Source organism: Burkholderia cepacia, assembly GCF_029962485.1.
In the GTDB taxonomy this organism is placed as follows: domain Bacteria; phylum Pseudomonadota; class Gammaproteobacteria; order Burkholderiales; family Burkholderiaceae; genus Burkholderia.
On sequence record NZ_CP073638.1, the window covers coordinates 469,541 to 493,595 of the forward strand.

13 protein-coding genes are annotated in these 24,055 nt (G+C 64.0%); 9 read left to right on the forward strand and 4 right to left on the reverse strand.

Translation table 11 applies throughout. The features are described from left to right. The first annotated feature begins 329 nt into the window (after positions 1-329). The 9 genes from KEC55_RS18575 (at position 330) to KEC55_RS18615 (ending at position 19,506) form a co-directional block, all read left to right on the forward strand. Complete coding sequence (locus KEC55_RS18575) at positions 330-9,641, forward strand: hemagglutinin repeat-containing protein (protein WP_282509424.1); 9,312 nt, start codon at positions 330-332, stop codon at positions 9,639-9,641. A gap of 89 nt (positions 9,642-9,730) precedes the next feature. Next, positions 9,731-9,997: a colicin immunity protein gene (locus KEC55_RS18580; RefSeq protein ID WP_282511501.1), complete on the forward strand. Its 267-nt coding sequence runs from the start codon at positions 9,731-9,733 to the stop codon at positions 9,995-9,997. 116 nt (positions 9,998-10,113) lie between these two features. Beyond that, a complete protein-coding gene (locus KEC55_RS18585) occupies positions 10,114-11,553 on the forward strand; it encodes a UbiA family prenyltransferase (protein WP_282509426.1) in 1,440 nt (479 codons plus the stop codon). A gap of 14 nt (positions 11,554-11,567) precedes the next feature. Beyond that, the gene (locus KEC55_RS18590; RefSeq protein ID WP_282509428.1) at positions 11,568-12,758 is read left to right on the forward strand and encodes a hypothetical protein; all 1,191 of its coding nucleotides are present in this window, start codon (positions 11,568-11,570) and stop codon (positions 12,756-12,758) included. Further along, a complete protein-coding gene (locus KEC55_RS18595; protein ID WP_282509430.1) occupies positions 12,755-13,093 on the forward strand; it encodes a small multidrug resistance protein in 339 nt (112 codons plus the stop codon). Before KEC55_RS18590 ends, KEC55_RS18595 begins: the two co-directional genes overlap by 4 nt. A gap of 17 nt (positions 13,094-13,110) precedes the next feature. Further along, the gene (locus KEC55_RS18600; RefSeq protein ID WP_282509432.1) at positions 13,111-14,856 is read left to right on the forward strand and encodes a ShlB/FhaC/HecB family hemolysin secretion/activation protein; all 1,746 of its coding nucleotides are present in this window, start codon (positions 13,111-13,113) and stop codon (positions 14,854-14,856) included. 46 nt (positions 14,857-14,902) lie between these two features. Further along, entirely contained in the window at positions 14,903-15,094 is a 192-nt protein-coding gene (locus tag KEC55_RS18605) for a hypothetical protein (RefSeq protein WP_282509434.1), read from the forward strand. A gap of 540 nt (positions 15,095-15,634) precedes the next feature. Then, positions 15,635-18,229: a bifunctional lysylphosphatidylglycerol flippase/synthetase MprF gene (gene mprF, locus KEC55_RS18610; protein ID WP_282509436.1), complete on the forward strand. Its 2,595-nt coding sequence runs from the start codon at positions 15,635-15,637 to the stop codon at positions 18,227-18,229. Continuing rightward, entirely contained in the window at positions 18,226-19,506 is a 1,281-nt protein-coding gene (locus tag KEC55_RS18615; protein ID WP_282509438.1) for a virulence factor family protein, read from the forward strand. The genes mprF and KEC55_RS18615 overlap by 4 nt, the downstream gene beginning before the upstream one ends. 79 nt (positions 19,507-19,585) lie before the next feature. On the opposite strand, the gene KEC55_RS18620 is transcribed toward KEC55_RS18615, so the two are convergent. The 4 genes from KEC55_RS18620 to KEC55_RS18635 all read right to left on the reverse strand — a co-directional run bounded on the left by KEC55_RS18620 (position 19,586) and on the right by KEC55_RS18635 (position 23,940). After that, positions 19,586-20,023: a DUF934 domain-containing protein gene (locus tag KEC55_RS18620; protein WP_282509440.1), complete on the reverse strand. Its 438-nt coding sequence runs from the start codon at positions 20,021-20,023 to the stop codon at positions 19,586-19,588. Beyond that, on the reverse strand, positions 20,020-21,804 hold the full coding sequence (locus KEC55_RS18625; protein ID WP_282509441.1) for a nitrite/sulfite reductase: 1,785 nt from the start codon (positions 21,802-21,804) through the stop codon (positions 20,020-20,022). Before KEC55_RS18625 ends, KEC55_RS18620 begins: the two co-directional genes overlap by 4 nt. Positions 21,805-22,009: 205 nt before the next feature. Then, the gene (locus KEC55_RS18630) at positions 22,010-22,405 is read right to left on the reverse strand and encodes a hypothetical protein (protein ID WP_282509443.1); all 396 of its coding nucleotides are present in this window, start codon (positions 22,403-22,405) and stop codon (positions 22,010-22,012) included. Between the two features lie 101 nt (positions 22,406-22,506). Beyond that, positions 22,507-23,940 carry a PLP-dependent aminotransferase family protein gene (locus KEC55_RS18635; protein ID WP_282509444.1) on the reverse strand — a complete coding sequence of 478 codons (1,434 nt, stop codon included), beginning with the start codon at positions 23,938-23,940 and terminating at the stop codon, positions 22,507-22,509. Between the last annotated feature and the right edge of the window lie 115 nt (positions 23,941-24,055).

A 24,055-nucleotide genomic window follows, 5' to 3' on the forward strand; every position in this document is an offset into this window, starting at 1 on the left:
CCCGTAAGCATGCAAATCGAGGCCGAATCTCCTGATGCGGCGAATTGTCTGAAACATATTTTAACTGTTTCCCGATTATCGCCACGCAACGTGATATCTGGTGGATTCTTAACTGTGGCGAAGAGAATCGAGAGTCAATACTGGCGAATTCTGATTAATTTCAGTCAAAACAAGATGAATTAATTTGAGATAGAAGGGGGCAGAATTATCCCAAAAATACATTGCGTCACGTCCTTACAATGCTTGGTAATTGCTGACAGTCATCCTATGGTTTTATGACGACTGCTTTGCTAACGTTCATCGATCTGAAAGAAGTCCAATAAAGAACGATGAATCAGAAGACCTACCGTCTGGTGTATTCCAGACTCCGGGGAATGGTGGTGGCTGTTGAAGAGACGGCTGCTGCTTCGGGGAAAACAGCGTCCGGCGAGCGCCGTGCCGGCCGCCGTGCGCTTGGCGGTTCGGGCTGGCTGATCGCGGCCGCATCGCTGGCCGGCGCGCCTTCGCTCGCGCCGGCGCAGATCGTGCCGACGCCGGGCGCGCCCACCCACGTGATCCAGACGCAGAACGGTTTGCCGCAGGTGAATATCGCCAGGCCCTCCGGCGCCGGTGTATCGGTCAATACCTATAACCAGTTCGACGTTCAGAAGAACGGCGCGATCCTGAATAACTCGCCGACGCTCGTCAATACGCAGCAGGCCGGTTATATCAACGGGAATCCGAATTTCGGGCCCGGCCAGTCGGCCCGGATCATCGTCAACCAGGTGAACAGCGCGAACCCGTCGCAGCTTCGCGGTTATGTCGAAGTCGCCGGAAATCGCGCGGAAGTGGTGCTGGCCAACCCGGCCGGTATCGTCGTCGACGGCGGCGGCTTCATCAATACATCGCGTGCCACGCTGACGACCGGGCAGCCATACTACGGCGCGGACGGTTCGCTTGCCGGCTACAACGTCAACCGTGGCCTCGTTACCGTGCAGGGCGCGGGGCTCAATGCGGCGAACGTCGATCAGGTCGACATCATTGCCCGCGCCGTGCAGGCGAATGCGGCGATCTACGCGAAGAACCTGAACGTCGTCGCTGGAGCTAACCAGGTCAATCACGACACGCTGGCAGCGACGCCGATCCAGGGCGACGGCGCCGCGCCAGGCGTCGCGATCGACGTCAGCCAGCTCGGCGGGATGTACAGCGAGCGGATTTATCTGGTCGGCACCGAAGGTGGCGTCGGCGTGCGTAACGCCGGCACGATCGCGGCCCAGGCCGGTGACATGACGCTGCAGTCGAACGGCCGGCTCGTGCTGACCGGCATGACCACGGCGACCGGCGATCTCGCGATGTCGGCGGCGGGCGGTATCGACAACAGTGGCACGGTCTATGCGCAGCAATCGGTATCGGCGAACACGGCGGCCGATCTCGTAAACAGCGGCACGTTCGCCGCGCAACAGAGCGCGACGATTGCGGCGGGCTCGGTGAACTCGACTGGCACGCTCGGCGCGGGCGTGAACAACGACGGCGCGGTCGGGCACAGCGGCGACCTGAACGTCACGACGTCGGGGCAACTGACGGCGACCGGCCGGAACCTGGTCGGCGGAGATGCGTCGCTTACCGGTGGTAGCGTGAATCTTGCCGGCAGCCAGACGGCTGCGAACGGCGCGCTCGCGTTGAGTGCGACGGCGGGCGACCTCAATCTGCCAGACGCGAAGACGAGTGCGCAGGGTGCCATTACGGCGAATGCGACCGGTACGCTTGTCAACGATCGCGGCAGCGTGTCGAGCGACAGCGGCATTACGCTCAGGGGCGGCAATGTATCGAACCAGGGCGGCAAGGTGTCGGCGCAAGGGCCGCTGCTGGTGCAGGCGGCCGGGCAGCTCGCCAACCAGTCGGGCACACTCGTGTCGCAAGCTGCCGCGGAGGTGCGCGGCGACTCGATCCTGAACAACCAGGGAACGATCCAGAGCGCCGCAGGGATGACGGTGGCCGGTGGGGCGCTGGACAACTCCGGCGGGCGCGTCACGTCGCTGAATGGCGACGGGTTATCGGTGACGACGACGGGGCTGCTGACGAATGCAGGCGGTACGACAGCGGGTGGTGTGCAGGGTGGCGTAATTGGCGGTAACGGCGACGTCACGCTCCAGGCTGGTCAGATGGTCAATCACGGTACGGTGACCGCCCGGCAGGACCTTCGTGCGACGAGCCGGGCGCTCGATAATGGCGGCGGCACGCTGTTAGCCGGGCGGAATGCGAACCTCGATGCCGGCGCAGCACTGACGAACGCCGCCGGCAGTATCGCAGCGGGTCAGGCGGCGGCCATCAAAGCGACGTCGCTCGACAACGGCGACGGTTCCATCAACGCAGCGCAACTGGCACTGACTGCCAGCGATCTTGCGAACCGCGGCGGGTCGATCACGCAAACCGGCACGGGCGCCATGCTCGCGGCCGTCTCCGGGATGTTTGACAACACCCGCGGCACGCTGCAAACCAACAGCACCGACCTGATCCTTTCGCCCACCGCACTGGTCAACGACCAGGGCAAGATCGCGCACGCCGGCAGCGGCACGTTGTCGATCGCGACCGGCACGCTGTCGAACAACGGCGGGCAGATCGCAACGAACGGTGCACTCGCGCTGCAAGCGGCCGCGCTCTCGAACCAGGCCGGCACCTTGAGTGCGCAGCGGCAGGCGTTCGTTGCCGTCCAGTCGCTGGACAATCGTGCGGGAGGTTACGTCGGAGCCGACAGCGTCAGGCTGAATTCACAAGGCCGGATCGATAACGGTGGCGGCACGATCGAGGCGAACAACGGGCTGACGGTGGCGGCCGACAGTCTCGCGAACGACACGGGTTCGATCAAGAACATCGGTGTGAGCAGTCTGAGCGTGACGTCGACGAACGCGTTGTCGAACACGGCCGGCGGCACGATCGGCGGCAATGGCGATGTAGCGGTCCTGGCGGGCAGCGTCGACAACTCGACCGGCTCGCTGTTGTCGGCGCAGGCGCTTACGCTGTCGTCGAACGGCGCGTTGACGAACACCGCAGGCCTGATTCAGGCCAACGGCAACCTGGGCGTTCACGCCCAGGGGATGATCCGCAATACCGGCGGCCAGATCGAGGCGAACGATGCGACATCAACGCTGGCGCTTTCCGGCAGCAGCATCGACAACAGTGATGGCCGGGTCGTCAACGTCGGGACAGGTGCGACGACGATCGATGGCGGCGCGTCGATCACGAACGGCAATGCGGCAGGCAAGCCCGGCGCGGGCGTGATAGGCGGCAACGGCGATGTGACGGTCACTGCACAATCGCTGGCGAATACCCAGGGGGCCCAGGTGCTGGCGGGACGCGATCTGATGCTCGCCGTTGCAAACCGGCTCGACAATTCGAACGGCGTGCTGTCCGCTGCGGACAATGCAACGCTGAACGGCTCGAACACGGTGCTCGTCAACCAGGCGGGGTCCATTCGCGCGAACGGCGCGCTAGGGCTGACCACCGCCTCGATCGACAACACGAACGGCAAGATCGGCAACGACGCAGGTAGCGGCGGCAGTGTGGCGTTGAATACCGGTGCGCTGGTCAACCAGGGCGGCGCGATCGGCAGCGACCGGGACCTGACGCTGACAGCCGACTCGCTGAGCGGCGCCGGGTCGGTCGTCGCGGGTCGCAACGGTAGCGTGTCGCTCGCAAGCGATTACACCCATATCGCCGCGAACAAACTGCACGCGAACGGCGATCTGACGTTCTCCACGTCGGGCAAGCTGACGAACCAGGGCACGCTCGACGCCAACGGCGCGCTAACCGTCAACGCAGCTAATGTCGACAACCAGGTGGGCGCCGATCTGAACTCGGCAAACACGACAGTCAATGCGAACGGCGGAACGATCGATAACGCGGGCCGAATCGAGGGCGATACGGTCGCGACGAACAGCGCGACGCTGAACAATACGGCGACGATCATCGGCCGCGACGTCACGGTGAATGCTGGCGTCATCTCGAATGCCGGGGCGGCGGCCGTGATCGCTGCAGCCAATCGGGCGAACCTGTATGCGTCGAACCGGTTGTCGAACACCGGCGGGGCGAGCATCTTCAGCGTCGGCGACATCAACATCGCGGCGAATGGCCAGCGAGACGCCGACGGGTTCCTCGCCAATCGCGCGCCGACAGTGCTGAACGACCAGTCGTCGATCGAGGCGCTGGGCAGCGTCGAACTGGCGGCCGATACGTTCACGAATACGCGCTCGGCTCCCGTGATCGACACCGAGACGACCAGCGTCGAAAAAAAGCGCGAGACGAAGCGCAGCAAGTACATCGGTTGCCCGACCGGCAACGCGGCGCCGAATCACGGTGTTTGCTCCGATGCGACGTGGCGCGGGCCGTACAAGACGCCGCAGACCGCGACGTATTCGAGCAGCCAGATCGTCTCCAGCACAAACGGCGACAATGCGGTCGATCGCGTGCTCGTCGTCGACGTCAACGGCCAGCCGCAGACGATCTACTACAACACGCTGACCGACAACGGCAACGGCACGCTCACGGCCGTCTATTGGGACGGCTACGACCCGCATGTCAACTACGATCCCGCCAGCGAATACGCGACCCGCAGCGACGGCCACAATGGCTACCAGCGCGTCGAGATCGCGCGCGACACCACGACGACGATCCGGCAGGACAAGGTAACGAGCCAGGCGCAGCAGGCGCAACTCGTCGCCGGCGGCAATATCGTGATGAAGAATGTCGGCACGATCAACAACGAATACAGTGTGATTTCGGCAGGCAGGTCGATCAAGATCGGCGATGCGGACGTTGCTGGAAGCGCAGGCTCGGGCGGCTACGGCGGCACGACGGTCAATAACGTCGGGCAGACACTGTATCAGTACCAGCGGGACGACATCGTCTCCACTTATGCGTGGAACGAGAACACCAGCTCGGACGTCGGCAAGATCGTGCAGCCGTCGCGGGTGTACACGCCGGTCGCGATCGGCAATACCGGCGGCACGATCGTTGCGAACCAGTCGATCAACATCGATGCGAAGGACGTGAACAACCGCAACGTCGCAGCGGAAAACTCGGCGACGGGTGCGACTGGCGGCACGCTCGGCGCGAACCAGGCCAATGGCGGCGTGACCGGCACCGGGCAGTCGAAGGTCGGCCCCGCGACAGATCAGAAGCCGGTCGACGCAGTGCAGTCGGTGGTGAGCCCGACCGGCGTGCTGCCCGACCTGAAGCTGCCGACGAGCGGCCTCTACTCGATCAATCCGGCACCCGGGCAGCCGTATCTGATCGTCACCGACCCGCGCCTCACGAGCTACACGAACTTCATCTCGAGCGATTACATGCTCGGCCAGCTCAACCTGAATCCGGCGAGCATCGAGAAGCGTCTCGGCGACGGCATGTATGAGCAGCAGATGGTGCGCAACCAGATCACGCAATTGACTGGGCGCACGTTCCTGCCGGGCTATGCGAGCGCCGAGGACGAGTATCGCGCGCTGATGACGAGCGGCGCGAATTACGCGAAGCAGTTCGGCATGGTGCCGGGGATGACGCTGTCCGCCGCGCAGATGGATGCGCTGACGAGCGACATCGTGTGGCTCGTGAACCAGGTCGTAACGTTGCCGGACGGCAGTACGACGCAGGTGCTGGCGCCGGTCGTATATCTGGCGAAGACGCATGCGAACGATCTTCAACCGACCGGCGCGCTGATCGCGGCCGACGACGTCGAGATCCGCGCAGCCGGCAGCACGACGAACAGTGGCGTGATCAAGGGCGGCACTAAGACGGTCGTGACTGCGACGGACATCCTGAATCGCGGCGGCACGATCGCAAGCGACGGGACGAACGGCACGACGGTGGTGTCGGCGAGCAACGACGTCGTGAACGCGTCGGGGCAGATGACCGGCAACCGGGTGGCGGTGCTGGCCGGGCGGGATGTGGTCAATACGACGCTGGTGGATGCGGTCGGCGTTAGCGGGGCTGACGGCGCGAGCAAGGTGAGCCAGAGCCTGATCGGCCAGCAAGGGACGATCGCGTCGACGGGAGATCTCGCCGTGCAAGCCGGGCGGGATCTGTCGATTCATGGCGCGAATCTTTCGGCGGGCGGTGATGCGCTCGTGACGACCGGGCGCGACATCAATGTCGATACGGTTCAGTCGAAGACGGATCAGTCGTTGTATCTGAACGACCAGCATCATTGGGAAGAGTCGACGACGACGCATGTGACGAGCGGTGTTGGCGTTGGCGGCAACCTGACGATGCAAAGCGGCAACGACGCGTCGTTCAAGGGAGCGACCGTGACGGCCGGGAAGGATCTGTCGGTCGTGGCGGGCGGGAATCTGACGGCGACGGCGGTAACCGACGAGCATCAACTGAACAACGTCGCGGTCGACGGCCGTGCGCGCAAGGAGGTCGATCGCACATACGATCAGCAGGCTGTCGGGACGACCTTCAGTGCTGGCCAGAATGCCACCCTCGGGGCAGTCAACAGGACTGACGCGACCAAGGGCAACGTGACGTTGACCGGTTCGTCGGTGACAGCCGGTACGAACGCAGAGACGGCTGGCGGCGTGACGATCGCGGCGTCCAAGGACGTGACAATCACAGAAGCCCGCGAAGAGCACGACAGCTACCAGAACGTGCAGGTCAAGCGCGGCAGTTTCGTGTCGGGTACGGCGACGAAGGAATCGCACGATACGCGCGCGAATATCGGCGTGGCGAGCACGGTGTCCGGCGATACGGTGCAGATCCAGGCGGGCAGGGATCTCACGGTTCAGGGCAGCAACATCGTCGGCACGAACGATGTAAAGCTTGGTGCAGCGAACAACGTCGCGATCAGGACTTCTCAGGATACCGTCCAGTCGGCGAACAGCTACGAGAAGAAAGAATCCGGGTTCATGTCGAACGGCGGGTTGTCCGTATCGGTCGGCACGCGTTCAATGTCGGATCAGCAGCATTCGACAGACGTTAGTAACACGGGCAGCATGGTCGGTTCGCTGAACGGGAATCTGACGGTCGCGACGGGCAACGACCTGCACGTAACTGGTAGCACGCTGCACGCTGGCAATGATGTGAACCTCGCCGGTAAGACCGTCAAGATCGATGCTGCGACCGATACGACGAATTTTGCGGAGCAACAGCAGTTCCGCCAATCCGGATTGACGGTGGGCGTGACGAACCCGGTTGTCGCGGCGGTACAGACGGGCCGGCAATTGGCGAACGCGGCGCAGAGCGTGGGCAGCGATCCGCGCCTGCTTGCGCTTGCGGCGGCCACATCGGGGCTTGCGGCGAAGAATACCTATGACGCGGTGAAATCGGTCGGTGGCAATCCGGTGACGGCGGTGGCCAGTGTCGGTATCAACGTATCGGTTGGGGCGAGCAAGAGCGACAGCCAGATGCAGGCACAGTCGAGCACGGCGGTGGGGAGCACGGTGTCGGCGGGTCGGAATGTGACGATTGCGGCCGCTGGTGCCGGCGAGGACAGCAATATCGACGTGATCGGAAGCACGATCTCCGCAGGCAAGAACGCGATGCTTGCCGCCGAAGGCGATGTGAATCTTCAAGCGGCTCGGAATACGAGCAGTCAGCACAGTACGAATAGTGGGTCGAGCGCTTCGGTAGGTGTTTCGTTCACCGTTGGCGCAAAGACTGGGGTTGCCCTCACGGCAGGAGTGGCAGGGAATCGTGGTAACGCTGACGGTGATTCGTCGACATCGACGAATACGCACGTAACCGCAGGCAACCAACTCACCATTCAGTCAGGTGGAGATACGAATCTGAAGGGCGCGGTCGCATCTGGCAAGCAGGTGGTTGCGGACGTTGGCAGCAACCTGAATATTGAAAGCCTGCAGGACAAGGATCGCTACGATTCGAAGCAGCAGAACGCAGGCGTATCGGTGAGCGTGTGTCCCCCGCCGTGCGTATCGAGCGTGGTGGGCAATGTCGGCCAGACGAAGATGAGCAGCGACTACGCCAGCGTGAACGAGCAATCGGGGATCAAGGCGGGCGATGGCGGTTTCCAGGTCGATGTGAAGGGCAACACCGATCTCAAGGGCGGCGTAATCGCGAGCAGCGACAAGGCCGTGCTGGACGGTGTGAACAGTCTGACTACGGCGACGCTGACGCATAGCGATATCGAAAACCATGCGTCATACGATGCCTCGCAAGTCGCGCTGAGCGGTGGCTACAGCTTCGGTGGGGATAGCGGTTCGGATGGCAACAAGAGCGGTATTGGTAAGGACCAGAAGGGTACGGCCGACAATGTGAATCCGGTTCCCGGGACCGAGTTGCCGAAGGGTGATGGTGGATTCTCGGCAGCGACCCCAGTTGCGCTGGGCGCATCGGGCGACGCGAATTCGACCACGCGAAGCGGGATCAGCGGCGGCGCGTTGACGATTCGTGACGATTCAGCGCAACAGCAACTCACCCGTCAGTCCGCCGCTGAGACTGTCGCGAGCATCAATCGGGATACATCGGATACCGGCGGCGCACTTGCGCCGATCTTCGACAAGGGGAAAATTCAGGCCGGGTTCGACATCACGAGTCAGTTCATCAATCAGGTCGGAACCTTTGTTACGAATCGTGCGACCGAAGTCGATGCAGCGAAGAAGGCTGCGGGCGACGCGAGTCTGACGCCGGAACAGCGTGCGGCGGCGCAGCAGCGCGCGGATCAGTTGTCGGCGGAATGGGGACCGGGCGGGACCTATCGTCAGGTGTTGACGGCGCTTGCGGTAGCGGCGGGCGGTAACGTGACTGGAGGCGCGGGCCAGTTCGCGCAAAACGCGACAGTGGCGTATCTGCAGGAACTTGGGGCGAATGGGGTTAAGCAGATTGCGGATTACCTCAGCAAAGACAGTTCGGCGGGTGGCGAGACGGCCCGTGCTGCGATGCACGTCATTGTAGGTTGCGCGGGGGCGGTAGCGAGCAGTCAGAGGTGTGGTGCTGGCGCGATGGGCGCTGCTGCAAGTTCGGTGTTGGGTAGTTTGCTGAAACCGGCGGACGGTTTGTCCGCCTCGGACCTCGAAGCCCGCGTGACCTTGGTGAGCAACTTGGTCGCAGGCATCGCGACGGCAGGCGGACTCGATGGCGCAACCGCAAGCAGCGCTGCGAGAATCGAGGCAGAGAATAACCAAGTGGCGCCGATGGCGCCCGTTCCGGGCTGGCTTGCAGGATTCAACTTGCCAGGTTATGTCGGGCAAAGCCGTAGCAAGGATGATAGCGTGATTGTTGACCCTGCTACGGAGCTTGATCCATCGATGAAAGGCGGTGCTCTTGGAACACCGAATCCGGGGCCCGGAGTGATTGATGCGTTGGTGACGGCGGTTGTGCCGAGGTGGATTCAGAGTCTCTTGAGCGGTGTGATCACGGCGGATAGCAAGCCAGTCATAGACTCGAAGATTAGTGATCAGCTTGTAGATCGGGGGTGGACCGAGAGCGAAATTCAGGCGGTCGTCAAGAATGGCGCTACCGGCACTAGTATTGATAAGCGATCCGCAAAAAAATCGCCCGACGGTGTGGCGAGAGATGATCCGGCAACGGTATATGGGGCACCAAATGGTTATATTGTTGTGAATGATAGAACTGGAGAGGTGGTTCAAGTCAGTGATAAGAATGATCCGAGTTGGACTGTTGATGGTCGAGTTAAATGGAGTAGTTCAAAATGAATGCAGGTCGAGCCAGAAATACGCTCGTTGATCGATCGAAGCGTTACACCAATCCCGAGGAGTTTTTCTCACTTCACGGAAGTGTGGTCATGAAGCTCTCTCCCGAGGCGGCGATTGCTGTATGTGAGCAGGCGGCGCATAGGGGCTTACTCGTTGCCCGCGTCGAAGGTGGAATTTGGCATAACTCAAAATTTGAAGCGCGCATTGACTGTATATGGGATGGTGCGGATCCGCCGTTAGATGCAGAGGCTGCACACGTAAACAATCTGTCTGCTGTCGAATTCATCCGATCCGAATTTCCTGAGCATAGTGCTTTCATTATTACAGCTCCGCCAATAACTGGATGGGAGCGGTAGTTTGAATTGGCTGCGTGGGGGGACTTGTGCGTGTGTCGCGTCTCCGACGCAGGATAAAACAGTGTGGCCGACGGTGAATTGAGAAATCGGCGCCGACACTGAGCGAATTTAGATAAATGCGAGAGACCGGAAAACTACCGCTTGTCGTCGACCTCGACGGCACGCTGACCCCATCGGACACCCTGATGGAATCAGTGATCCACCTGGTAAGACGCAAGCCTTCAAACCTGCTGCGATTGCCTTTCTGGCTTGCCGGCGGGCGCGCCGCGTTCAAGGCCAAAGTTGCAGAACACGCCGATTTTCGAGCTGAGACACTCCCGTATCGCGAACCGCTTGTCGACTATCTCGAGAGCGAACGCGAAAGTGGCCGCAAGATCGTGCTCGCAACTGCCGCGCATCGTTCGATCGCCGAGCAGGTGAACGCGCATCTCGGTCTGTTTGATTGCGTCATCGCAACTACCGGCAACACGAATCTCAAGGGCGAGACCAAACTGGCCGGCATTCGCCGGCAGGTCGGCGACGACTTCGTGTATGCGGGTGACAGCAAAGCCGATCTGCCGATCTGGGCAGGTGCGAAAGGTGCAGTCCTTGCCGGCGTTACGCATGGTGTTGCGGCGAATGTCCGTAGTCGTATTCCGGTTGAGCGAGAGTTTTCGAACGTGCGCGCGGGCTTCGCCACATGGTGCAAAGCGCTGCGTGTTCACCAGTGGCTGAAAAACCTGTTGCTGTTCGTTCCGCTGCTGACTGCGTTTGCGTTCCTCGACACCGACAAGGTTGCCACACTCGCACTCGCCTTCCTGTCGATGTCGCTTGGCGCGTCGGCCACCTACATCGGCAACGATCTCTGGGATCTGGACGACGATCGCCGACACCCTCGTAAGCGCAACCGCGCATTCGCAAGTGGCACGCTGTCGATTGTGCAGGGGCTCGGTTGCGCGGCACTGCTGCTGACTCTGGCGTTTGCGCTGGCATTCGTGGTGTCGCCCGAATTTGCCGGCATGTTTGCGCTCTATCTGCTGCTCACAACCGCATATAGTTGGCGCCTGAAATCGATCGTGCTGCTCGATGTCGTCGTGTTGTCGTTGCTGTACACATATCGAATCATCGCCGGAGCCGTCGCTGCGGAAATCACGGTCAGCCGCTGGTTACTCGCGTTTTCCGTATTCGCGTTCCTGAGCCTCGCGCTCGTAAAGCGCTGCTCCGAGCTGGTGCTTTTGCGTCAGCACAACAAACGCGCTTCGGCAGGCCGCGACTACCGCGTGAGCGATCTCGAAGTGCTCTGGCCGTTCGGTATCGGTGCATCGCTTGCCGCAGTGGTCGTCTTCGGCCTCTTCATCAACGCCCCTGAAACCGCAGCACGCTACGCGATTCCGCACTTGCTCTGGTTCGTGCAGATCGGCCTGATCTACTTGTTCGGCCGACTCTGGATCACCACGGTTCGCGGCGCGATGCACGACGATCCGATCGTTCATATCCTCGAAAATCGCGGCAGCTTCGCCATGCTTTGCGTCATGGTGACGATCGTGTTGGCCGCTCACTTCCTGCCGGCACCGTAAGCGGCGACAACCCTATGACGGAAAAGAACCAACACCGGGTGCGAGCCTTCTGCCGTTTCGCCATCGTCTACGTGCTGCTGTTCATCTGCGCCGGAAACATCACGAACAGCATGCTGCTGAAATGGGGTTTCCGCGACGATCAGAAGGGTGACTTTGCAACGAGCTACAGCCTAGTCGGCATGATGAACGGCGACGCACCGAGGCCTTATGTCTACCGGTCGTCGTTTCCGACTGCCGCCAAGTGGATTGCCGAGCAGCTTGACCAAACCAGGCAGGACAAGCTGTTCAAATCGATCAAGCGACATGACTCACTGCGCAACGCCTATTTCACGAGCGTTCCGGAGGAATACTGGACGCCTGTCACGGCGCTCGTCTATCACGTGACGTATATCGCGATCGTACTGTCGACCCTCTTTGCGCTTCTGCTGATCTACAAGCTGGCCAGGATGCACGGACTTGGCTTCGGGCATTCCGTCGGCTTTCTGGCTGCGTTCAGTTTCGTCTATCCGTTGACGTTTCAGCAGGGTGGCTACTACTACGATTTCTTTGAACTGCTCGGCGTGCTGGGTGCGTGCTACTTCCTGATCAAGAGGCGAATGCTCGCATGCACGCTGATGATTGCCGTCTTCTCCCTGAACAAGGAAACGTTCTTTCTCGTACCGCTCGCGTTGTTCCTGTTGCACGAGCGGGACGTCGCAATGTCGAAGCGCGTTGCGTGGCTCGTACTGCAGCTCGGGATCTGCATCGCGACCCGGCAGTTCATCATGAGCGGATATAGTGAAAACGCTGGCGGATTCGTCGAATATCACGTGTGGGACAACCTGAAGTTCTGGGTGAATCCCAAGTCCTATTTGTCCTTCTACAACCTCATCGGCAAAGGCATCTTCACGCCGAGCCTGGAAAATCCGCTGATGCTCGTGCCACTTGCCGTGTTCTTCCGGGCAGCCTGGCGAGCGACGCCAACGCGCTACCGAAGCTACTTCTTTGCGGCATTCCTGCCCGTACTGGTGCTGTTCATCTTTTTCGGTTATCGGGACGAGGCGCGCAATTTCTCGGTCGTGTTTCCCGCGGTCGTGTTGATTGCGCTGCACGGCGCGAACCGGTTCAACGCAATTTTCAGCAGCAGTACAGATTCATCGGGTGGCAGTCGTGTCTCGCCCAATCGTCGGGCGGATATCGCGGTGGCGACGGAGGCGGCGCGATGAACTGGCTGATCGTTGTCGCGAGTGGCGTGTTCGGCGGGCTCGCCAGCGTATTGCTCAGGGTTGCTGCGCTCAAGGAAATCTCACTTGGCGAGTCGAACGTACTGCCATGGATTGCGCGCGGTGCCGCCGTTGCCGCTTACGGCGTCGGGTTCGTGCTTTACGCGGCCGCATTGCGCAAGACAACCCTCGGCATTGCCTATCCCACCATGGTGGCGATCTCCATGCTCGTCGTGCTGTCGTTCACAGCAATGCATGAGCAACTATTGCGGCCGATGCAGGCGGCCGGCGCATTCGTCATCCTGATCGGCGTTTGGATGATCACGCGGTACGCGTAATCCAGAGAAACCAGCATATGAAGAAAAAAATCCGGGGAGCCAACCTCGTCGCGGCTTCGGTACTGCTCGCATCGGCCGGAGTCGCGGCGCAATCCGCTTCGCCAGGCACGCTACCGGCAAGCAATGATCAGCGCGCTCGCGAGCAGGAAGAAGCGCGTGAACGCGAAAGAACCGTTTCTGCTCCTGCGGTTCGTTCATCGATGACCGAGCGTGTCGCGTTCCCGTCATTGCCGACCGAATCGCCATGTTTCCGCATCGACCGTTTTGCACTCGACGTACCCGATTCGCTGCCCAACACGGTGAAAGCCCAGGGCGCGTCCACGTTGCCGATGGATCGCTTCGCCTTCGCGCGCGAGTGGCTCGGTCACTATGAAGGGCAGTGCGTTGGCAAGCAGGGCCTCGATGTGCTCGTGAAAGGGCTGTCCCAGGCTATCCTTGCGCGCGGCTACATCACGACGCGCGTGCTTCTGCCCGAGCAGAGTCTGTCCGCAGGGACGCTCAAGCTGGCGTTGATCCCCGGCGTCGTCCGCCACGTGCGCTTCTCCGACGAGAAACTCCGCGGCACCTGGAAGACCGCCTTCCCCACCCGCGACGGCGACCTCCTGAACCTGCGCGACCTCGAGCAAGGCCTCGAGCAAATGAGGCGCGTCTCGAGCCAGGACGTCTCGATGCAGATCGTCCCCGCCGACACGCCGGGCGAAAGTGACGTCGTGCTCGACATCAAGCGCGGCAAACCCTGGACCGTCGTCGCCTCGATTGACAACTCCGGCACTCGCGCCACCGGCCGCCTGCAAGGCAACCTGTCGGTCGGCATCGACAACCCGCTCGGCCTGAACGATATCTTCAACATCGGGGTGAGTCAGGATCTCGAACTCGGCGACAAGCGTCTCGGCTCGCACGGCTGGAACGGCTTTTATTCGATTCCGTGGGGCTACTGGACCGCGACGCTGTCGGCCTACACGAACACGTACTACCAGCAGATTGCCGGTGTGAACCAGACCTTCGTCGTGAGCGGCAACTCGAAGACCATCGACTTCAAGCTGAACCGCGTGCTGTCGCGCAGCCAGAACGACGTGCTCGGCGCGCAATTCCGGCTGTCGCGCCGCTTCGGCCAGAGCTTCATCGAAGACACGGAAATCCCGCAGCAGCGCCGCAACAACACGTTCGTCGAGATCGGCCTGACCGATCGTCACTACTTTGGCGGCGCGCAGTTCGACGGGATGCTCGCGTACCGGCAGGGCATCGGTGCATTCGGCGCGCAGGAGGACATCCAGGTGGCCGAAGGCGGTCCAACCTACCGCTACCGGATAGCCGTGCTCGACGCGAACCTGCAGGTGCCGTTCGTCGTAGCGAAACAGCCGTTCCGCTATGTCGGCACCGTCCACGGCCAATACACGGGCAATTCGCTGTACTACATCGACGACCTGACGATCGGCAGCCGCTACACGGTGCGCGGTTTCGATGGCGAGACGATGCTGGCAGCCGCACGCGGCTTCTATTGGCGCAACGAGTTGCAGATGCCGATCGGGCAGACGGGGCAGGCCGTCTACGCAGGGCTCGATTACGGTCGCGTGTGGGGGCCGCAGCCTGTCGCGCTGGTCGGCACGCAACTGGTCGGTGCGGTGATCGGCGTGAAGGGAAGTGTCGGTACGCGATTCGGCGCTTATGCGTACGACCTGTTCGCGGGTACGCCGGTCTACAAGCCATCGGGTTTCCCGACCGCGCGCGTGACGTTCGGCTTCCAACTGACGGCGCAGTTTTGACGGCGACGGCCATGTGACGGAAGGCGGGTTCAGGCCGCCAGAGGGGATGACCCTGAACTTCACGTCGAACCTCATCCCCGATCCGTTCCCGCCGGTTGTTGAACTGGCAGACGTATCCGGCGGAACTGTCACGTACAAGCCAGCAATCCAGGGCAACCTCATTTCGACTCCGCCGAATTTCAGCCTGAGCGTCCATCCGAACGCTCCCGGTTTGTATGTGGTTCGCCTGAAACGGTAGGCACTGCGCCTGGCCGTGGCGAGCGTCCGGTTTCGTCTGTCCGACGACTTGGTGCGTCGAGCCGCGGCCATCATGGCGTCACTATTCAGTTGATATCGGATCGTCCCGGCATCCCGGCACGCTTGGGCAGTGAAGGGCCGGCAAAACAGGATCAGCTTGCCCGAAAACATCCGACCCTATCAATGAAGCCCGGTCGGACTTGCGATTCGTGCTCGTCGCGGCGCATCGTTCGGGCAATTTTCTCCCAAATGCATCACAAGTCATTCATCCAATGAAAAAACCACGTCAGTTCCCGGTATGATGCGCACCTCGCGCGTGATCGGCCGTCGAACTTTGATGCGACATTGATACACGCAGCGCTACAAATCCGCACAACGAGCGCGTGAAAGATTTTGTAATATAAGACCCGTATACTTGTAAGTTCTGATCCAGGCGCCACCTGCCTCCGTCTTCGGCTGACCGCCCACGCAGAACAACCAGATTCGTCGCCGCCTGGCCTTCTTGCGCCGCGACACGCTATGCACCACCACTGAACAACTTATGTCTTCCCGCCACTCAGGTTCGCCCGGCCGTGCCGCGGCGGTGATCGCCCGTGTCCGGGCGCTGATCCGCAACGAGCGCGTGCTGTCGCCGCTGCTCGCGCTCGGCATCGGCCTGCTGCTGATCGTGGTTTTCCAGCATCTGTCGGAATCCGTCGACTACCGGTCGGTGATCCGCCAGTTGCGTCACATGTCCGTCAGCGAGTGGGGCGCGTCGCTGGCCGCGACGGCCCTCAGCTATCTCGCGCTCGTTGCCCGTGACGCGGTCGGCCTGCGCTATGTCGCCGCGAAGGTGCCGCGCGTCGCGTTGTGGATCGGCGCGATCGCCGGTTCCGCACTCGGCAACGCAACCGGCTTCGGCGCGCTGACGGGCGGCGCGGTCCGCGCCCGCGTGTACGGCGTGTCGGGTGTCACGCCCGCGCAGATCGGCCGGATGACGGTGTTCACGAGCGGCACGCTGGCGCTCGCGATGGTGTTGATGACGGCAGTCGGCATGGTCTGCGTGCCGGAGGCGCTTGCCGCGATGCTGCACGTCGCGCCCGGCGTGCTGACGTGGGGCGGCGCCGCGCTGCTCGTGATACTGGCCGCGATGGTCGCGATGTGCGGCAGCACGGCGCGACCGGTCGTCACGCGCTTCAAGTGGCTGTCGTTCGACGTGCCCGCGCGGCGCGATCTCGTCGCGCAGGTCGTCTACGCGGTGCTCGACGTCGTCGCCGCGGGCCTGACGCTGTGGGTGCTGCTGCCGGCGGCACCGGTCGGATTCCCGACTTTCATCACCGTCTACGCAGCCGCGCTGCTGCTCGGGATGATCGGCCATACGCCGGGCGGGATCGGCGTGTTCGAAGCCGCGATGGTGTTCACGCTCGGCCGCGAAGTGCCCGCGCACGCGATGGTCGCCGCGCTGATCGCGTATCGCGCAATCTACTTCGGCGTGCCGCTCGTGCTGTCGGCCGGCCTGCTGGCCGGTTTCGAGGGCCGCGCGCTGCGACGTCGCCTCGTCACGCGGCAGGCCGTGCGCGTGTCGCAGCTCGCACCGGTGTTCCTGAGCCTCGTGACGTTCGCGGTCGGCGGGATGCTGGTGATCTCGAGCGCGACGCCCGCGTTCTGGCACCGGATCGCGATCCTGCGCCATATCGTGCCGTTGTGGGTGCTCGAAGGCTCGCAGGTGATCTGCAGCGTGCTCGGCGTCGCGCTGCTGTTCGTCGCGCGTGGGCTGCTGCGGCGGCTCGACGGCGCGTGGTGGATGACCTTCGCGCTGACGCTCGCGAGCCTTGCGCTGTCGCTGGCGAAGGGCCTCGCGTTCGTCGAGGCCGGCGTGCTCGGCACGCTGCTCGTGCTGCTGCTCGTCAGCCGCCGCCGTTTCAACCGCCATTCGTCGCTGCTCGCCGAGCGCTTCACGGTGAGCTGGTTCGTGTCGGTGACGATGGTGCTGATGCTGGCCGTATGGGTGCTGTTCTTCGCGTTCCGCGACGTGCCGTACACGCGCGAGCTGTGGTCGCATTTCTCGTTCGACGCGCGCGCGCCGCGTGCGCTGCGTGCGACGCTTGCGTCCGGCGTGTTCGTTGCGCTGTTCGCGCTGTGGCAATTGCTGCGCCCGGCGCCCGGCCGGTTCGTGAAGCCCGTGCCGCAGGACCTGTTCGACGCCGAACGGATCATTCGCGCGCAGGAGTGCAGCGATGCGGGCCTCGCGCTGATGGGCGACAAGTCGTTCCTGTTTTCGGAATCGCGCCAGGCCTTCCTGATGTATGCCAAGAACGGCCGCACGTGGGCCGCGCTGCACGACCCGGTCGGGCCGCGCGAGGAATGGCCGGCGCTGATCAGCAAGTTCATCGCGCTCGCACACGCGCACAGCGGTCGCGCGGCGTTCTACCAGGTGCGCGCGAACGCGCTGCCGCTGTATCTCGACGCAGGCCTCACGCTGATGAAGCTCGGCGAGGAAGCGCATATCGCACTCGACCGATTCGACCTGAAGGGCTCGAACCGGTCGCACCTGCGCTACGCGCTGCGCCGCGGCGACAAGGACGCGCTGGCGGTCGAGGTGATCGCGCCGGGCGACGTGCCGGCCGCGCTGCCGGCGCTGCGCGATATCTCCGACGGCTGGCTCGACAGCCGCGATGCGCGCGAGAAGAGTTTCTCGGTGGCCGCGTTCCATGACGGCTATCTCGCGACGCAGTCGGTGATGCTGGTGCGGCAGGCCGACAAGCCGATCGCGTTCGTCACGTTCATGACGACCGACCTCAACACCGAGGCGACGGTCGGCGTGATGCGCCATCTGCCGGACGCGTCGCCGTACGCGATGGAATATCTGTTTACGCAGCTCGCGCTGCATCTGAAGGAAGCGGGTTTCCGCAAGCTGAGCCTGGGCATCGCGCCGTTCTCGGGGATGGGGGCGGCGAAGATGCCGTCGCCGTGGCACCGGCTCGGCCTGATGGTCTGGCGCTTCGGCGGCCGCTTCTACAACTTCCGCGGCTTGCGCGCTTTCAAGAGCAAGTTCGAACCGCACTGGGAGCCGCGTTATCTCGCGGCCTCGGGCTCGGTCGGCGTGTTCGTCACGCTTGCGGATCTGTCATTGCTGGCTGGAGGTCGGCGTTCATGAGTTTGAAGAAGGGAATCGCGCGGGCGGCAGCCGCCTGCGCGGGAATGATGCTGGCCGGCGCCGCGTGCGCCACGCAGCCAGCCGCCGTGAAAGCCGAAACCGTGTCGGGCGGTCGTTATGGGCCCGTCACCGTGACCAAGCCGAGCGGGCCGCTGCGCGGATTCGTCGTGCTGTTCTCGCGTGAGGCCGGCTGGAATGCGGCCGATCAGCAGGCGGCCGACGCGCTCGCGAAAGCCGGTGCGATGACGGTCGGCGTCGATTCAGAGCGTTACGCGATGAATCTCGCCGCGAAGCAGGAGACCTGCCACCACCTCGACGGCGACGCCGAGGCGGTCAGCCACCAGCTCGAACGTCTCGCGCAGTCGTCGCGTTATTTCACGCCGATCGTCGCGGGTGTGGGCCAGGGCGGCGCGATCGCGAAGCAGATTCTGTCGATGGCGCCGGAGAACACGATTGCCGGCGTCGTATCGGTCGACCCGGCCGCGAAGCTCGATCCGCGCTTCAAGCCGTGCCCGCCCGATCCGACGATCGTGCGCCGCGCAATGCCGGGCTTCGTCGAAACGGCGGCCGCGGGCGACAACACGAAGCTCGTGTCGCTCGTCACGGCGCACCTGCGCGACACCAGCAGCGGCGACGAACTCGACGTGTCGGATCTGCCGCTCGTCGAGCTGCCGGCCAAGGGCGGCAGCGACCGGCTCGCGATCGTGATCTCGGGCGACGGCGGCTGGCGCGATCTCGACAAGACGATCGCGGAGGCGCTGCAGCGCGACGGCGTGTCGGTGGTCGGCATCGATAGCCTGCGCTATTTCTGGAGCGAGAAGCCGCCGGCGCAAGTGAGCCGCGATCTCGCACGCGTGATGCGCACGTACATGGCGCGCTGGCATGCGAGCCGCGTGGCGCTGGTCGGCTACTCGTTCGGCGCCGACGTGATGCCGTTCGCGTACAACCGGCTGCCGGCCGACTTGCGCGACAAGGTCGCGGTGATGTCGCTGCTCGGCTTCGCGCCGTCCGCCGATTTCCAGATCCGCGTGACGGGCTGGCTCGGCATGCCCGCGAGCGACAAGGCGCTGAAGGTCGCGCCGGAAATCGCGAAGGTGCCGCCGCAGCTCGTGCAGTGCTTCTACGGCGCGGAAGAGAAGGACACGATGTGCCCGGCGCTGGTGAACACGGGCGCCGACGTGATCAAGACGCAGGGCGATCACCACTTCGGCCGCGACTACCTCGCGCTCGAGAGGAAGATTCTCGGCGCGTTCGGCAAGCCGGTGGCGGCGCGCTGAACGCCGGCGCCCGCGTCACGGCGGGTACCGGCCGGATTGCTTCCGGTTCTTCGTACGGGCGGCCAGTGTGCCGCCCGTTTCATTTTCCGGCCGGCCCTGCCGCACCCTGCGGCGGCATCGCCGCTCTCGCATCGCGCTGATAGAAGCCCGGAAACCGGTCGAGTTGACGCCGTGCGGCCGCGATATCGGTGTCGTCGCCGAGCACGGCGCTCGAAAACCCCGTGCGTTCCATCAGCAGCAACTGGTCGACCAGCACTTCGCCGGTCGCGCGCAGGTCGCCCGTGAAGGCGTAGCGCTTGCGCAGCAGATAAGCCTGGCTGTACGCGCGGCCGTCGGTGAACGACGGAAACTGCAGGTCGATGCGCGTGGCTAGTGCGATTTGCGCGGCGAGCGGCGGCAATTCCTCGTCGTTGCCGATCGTCAGCGTCGCGTGGTCGTGTGGCCGCGTGTCGCCGGCGTGTTCCGCCGGCGTCAGCAGGCGGATGCGCGCGTGTGTGTTCGACGTTTCCTGGTTCATGCGTGCTCTGCCTGATGGCGCGCGTCGTTCGCGGCGGCCTTGAAGGGTTCCGCGCCGATGCGGCGCACGGTGTCGATGAATCGTTCGCTGCGGCCGTTCGCATCGATTCGCGCGTCGAGGTAAGCGTTGACGATTGCATCGACGACATCGACGATCTCGTCCGCCGAGAACGACGGGCCGATCACCTTGCCCGGCCGTGCGGGGCCGCTCGCGGCCGAGCCGTCCGACCCGCCGAGCGTCACCTGGTACCACTCCGCGCCGTCCTTGTCGACGCCGAGGATGCCGAGGTGGCCGCTGTGATGATGGCCGCACGAATTGATGCAGCCGCTGATGTGCAGGTCGATGTCGCCGATGTCGTGCAGCAGGTCGAGATCCTGGAAACGCTCGGTGATCGCGTCGGCGATCGGAATCGAGCGCGCGTTCGCGAGCGCGCAGAAATCGCCGCCTGGGCACGCGATCATGTCGGTCAGCAGCCCGACGTTCGCACTCGCGAGCCCGATCGCACGCGCGTTCTCCCACAGCAGGAACAGGTCGTCGACGTGCACCCACGGCAGCACGACGTTCTGTGTGTGCGTGACGCGCGCCTCGCCGGCCGAGAAGCGGTCGGCGAGATCGGCGAGGGCGTCGAGCTGATCGGGCGATGCGTCGCCAGGCGCCTGCAGGCGGCGCTTGAACGACAGCGTGACGATGCGCAGCGCCGGATCGCGATGCTCGGCGACGTTGCGGGCGAGCCAGCGAGCGAATGCCGGATGACGGGCCGCCTGCGCGGATACGCGCGCATTCGCATCGGACAGATCGAGCGTGCGCGGCTTGAGCCGCGGCGGGACGAACGACGCGGCGACGCGATCGAACTCGGCCTGCGGGATCGTGTGCGGGCCGCCGTCGAGGACGACGATCTGGCGGAACTCCTCCTCGACGTCGTCGATGTAGCGCTGCCCCTCGGTCTTCACGAGGATCTTGATGCGCGCCTTGTACTTGTTGTCGCGGCGCCCGTAGCGGTTGTACACGCGGACGATCGCCTCGATGTAGTTCATCACGTGCTGCCACGGCAGGAACGCGCGCAGCAGCGTCGCGATCATCGGCGTGCGGCCCATTCCGCCGCCGACGCTCACGCGAAAACCGAGCGCACCCGTGTCGTCGCGCACGAGCTGCAGCCCGACGTCGTGCCAGTCGGTCGCCGCGCGGTCTTCCGTGGCGCCGGTGATCGCGATCTTGAACTTGCGCGGCAGGAACGCGAATTCGGGGTGCAGTGTGGTCCACTGGCGCATCACTTCGGCGAACGGGCGCGGATCGGCGATTTCGTCCGGCGCGACGCCGGCGCGCTCGTCGCACGAGATATTGCGGATGCAGTTGCCGCTCGTCTGGATGCCGTGCATGTCGACGGTTGCGAGCAGGTCCATCACGTCGGCCGCTTTCGCGAGCGGAATCCAGTTGAACTGCACGTTGGTGCGTGTCGTGAAGTGCGCGCTGCGGGTCGGCAGGCGCAACGTGCCGAGCAGCGCCTGTGCGTCGCGCGCGGCGCGGTAGGTGGCGTCGTCGGGCACGTCGTAGTCGCGCGCGATGCGCGCCAGCACGCGAAGCTGCGCGCTCGACAGCTCGCCGTACGGCACGGCGACGCGCAGCATCGGCGCGTGGCGTTGCACATACCAGCCGTTCTGCAGCCGCAGCGGCCGGAACGCGTCTTCGCTCAGCGTGCCGTGCTGCCAGCGTTCGAGCTGGTCGCGGAACTGGGCGGCGCGGCTGTGCACGAGCGCCCGGTCGAAATCGGTATATCGATACATGACGTGATACGCGAGAAGCGCCGCGACGCGGAGTGCGCGCGGCTCGGACTGACGTTGCGACGGGTGTCAGGCAACGGAAGACAGCGTAGGGAACGCGAGGCGGCGGGACAAGCAGCAGATCGGGACGAAAAAGGCGCAGCAGATGGCCGACGGCATGCCGGCGTCGGCGGGGGAGACCGGGCATGCGACCATGCCCGTGGCGCGGTCAGACGCTGGCGTCGACGACGAGCGCGGGATCGAGCGCGCGGATGCGCTGATCGATGAAGTAGCCGCCGCCTTCCTGGTAGCGCAGGAACAAACGACCGCACGAGCGGCAGCGGCTGACGGTGCAGCGGTTGTACGGGAAATGGCGCAGGGCGATCGGTGCGTCGTCCGACGCGTAGCGCGTGCCGGCCGGATGATGTTCCGCATAGGTCGGCTCGGCGTCGTCGGGCGGCGCGAGCGTGGCGACTTCGATCAGTTGCGCATCCTGCAGCGACAGCGGCAGGGTCGTCCATCCGGCGAGCGAAGTCTTCGTGCACGTGCACGACTGCGTGACATGCGCCGCTTCGGTCGCCAGTTTCAACAGTGCGTCGTGATCGAGGTAAGGCAGTTGGCTCATGGAAAATCGTGAAGGAGCGGCGGGATCAGCAATGTAACCCGCGCGCGGATTGCCTGCATGGCCGCGACGCGGGCGGCGCGCACCGCACCTGCCGTGAACGGTCAACCTGCCTTGCGGACCGAAGGCTGCGCGACCAGTTCGCCGAGCACGCGTATCGCCTGCTCGATGTCGCGGCTCCACGGATGGCCGAAGTTCACGCGCACGCAGCGCTCGAAGCCGTGCGCGGCCGAAAACAGCGGCCCCGGCGCGAAGCTGATCCCGCGTGCGATCGCCTGGCGATGCAGCTCCATCGCGTCGATCGCGTCGGGAAACGCGAGCCACAGGAAGTACCCGCCATCGGGCCGCACCCATTCGACGCCGGGCGGCAGCCAGCGCCGCAGCGCGTCGTCCATCCGGTCGAGCTGCGCGTGCAGCGCGCCGCGCAGCTTGCGCAGATGGCGGTCGTAGCCGCCATGCTCGAGATAGTTCGCGATGCCGGCCTGCGCGGGAATGCTCGCCGACAGCGTCGTCATCAGCTTGAGCCGCTGCACCTTCTCGGCGAAGCGGCCGGCGGCGGCCCAGCCGATCCGGTAGCCGGGCGCAAGCGTCTTCGAGAACGAACTGCAGTGCATCACGAGGCCGTGTCGATCGAACGCGCGTGCCGGCAGCGGATAGTCGGGGCCGAAATGCAGCTCGCCGTACACGTCGTCCTCGATCAGCGGCACCTCGCGCGCCGCGAGCATGTCGACGAGCGCGCGTTTCTTGTCGGCGGACAGCGTGACGCCGGTCGGATTCTGGAAATTGGTCATGAACCAGCACGCACGGATGTCGTGCCGGTCGAGTGCGTTTGCAAGCGCATCGAGATCGAGGCCCGTACGCGGATCGACGGGAATCTCGACGGCGCGCAGGTCGAGCCGTTCGATCGCCTGCAGTGCCGCATAGAAGCCGGGCGCTTCGACCGCGACGACGTCACCGGGTCGCGTGACGGCCATCAGGCACAGGTTCAGCGCTTCGAGCGCGCCGTTCGTGACGACGATCTCGTCGATCGGCTGCGAGATGCCGGTGGCGAGATAACGTCGCGCGATCTGCTGGCGCAGCGCCTCGTTGCCGGGCGGCAGGTCGACGACCGTGCTCCACGGGCTCACGAGCCGCGTGGCCTGCGCAAGCGATTTCGCCAGACGCGGCAGCGGAAACAATTGCGGCGCGGGGAATGCGGAACCGAGCGGCACGATGCCGGGTTGAGTGGCCGCATCGAGAACGGAGAACACGAGGCTGCTGATGTCGACCTTGCGCGTGGCGCCGGCGCGGCTCGAGCGGCGCTTCGCGGCGGGGCCCGGCTCCGGCTTGGCGCCCGGCGCAACGTAGTAGCCCGAGCGTTCGCGGGCACGAATCAATCCCCACTGTTCGAGCAGGTAATACGCGCGAAACACCGTCGACTGGCTCACGCCATGCTGCGCGATGATCTGCCGCAGCGACGGCAGGCGCGTGCCGACGGCAAGGTTGCCGTTGCGGATGTCGTCGGCGATCGTATGGGCGAGGGTTTCGTAGCGTTTCATCGGCTGGGCGGAGCGCGCCGTCGCCGCGCACGGGCCGAAGTGGCGCCGCGCCGGCAGGCGCGGGTCATTGTCCGACGGGCGGGAAGAAAAGGAAAGCGCGCGGTGCCGGCCGCGC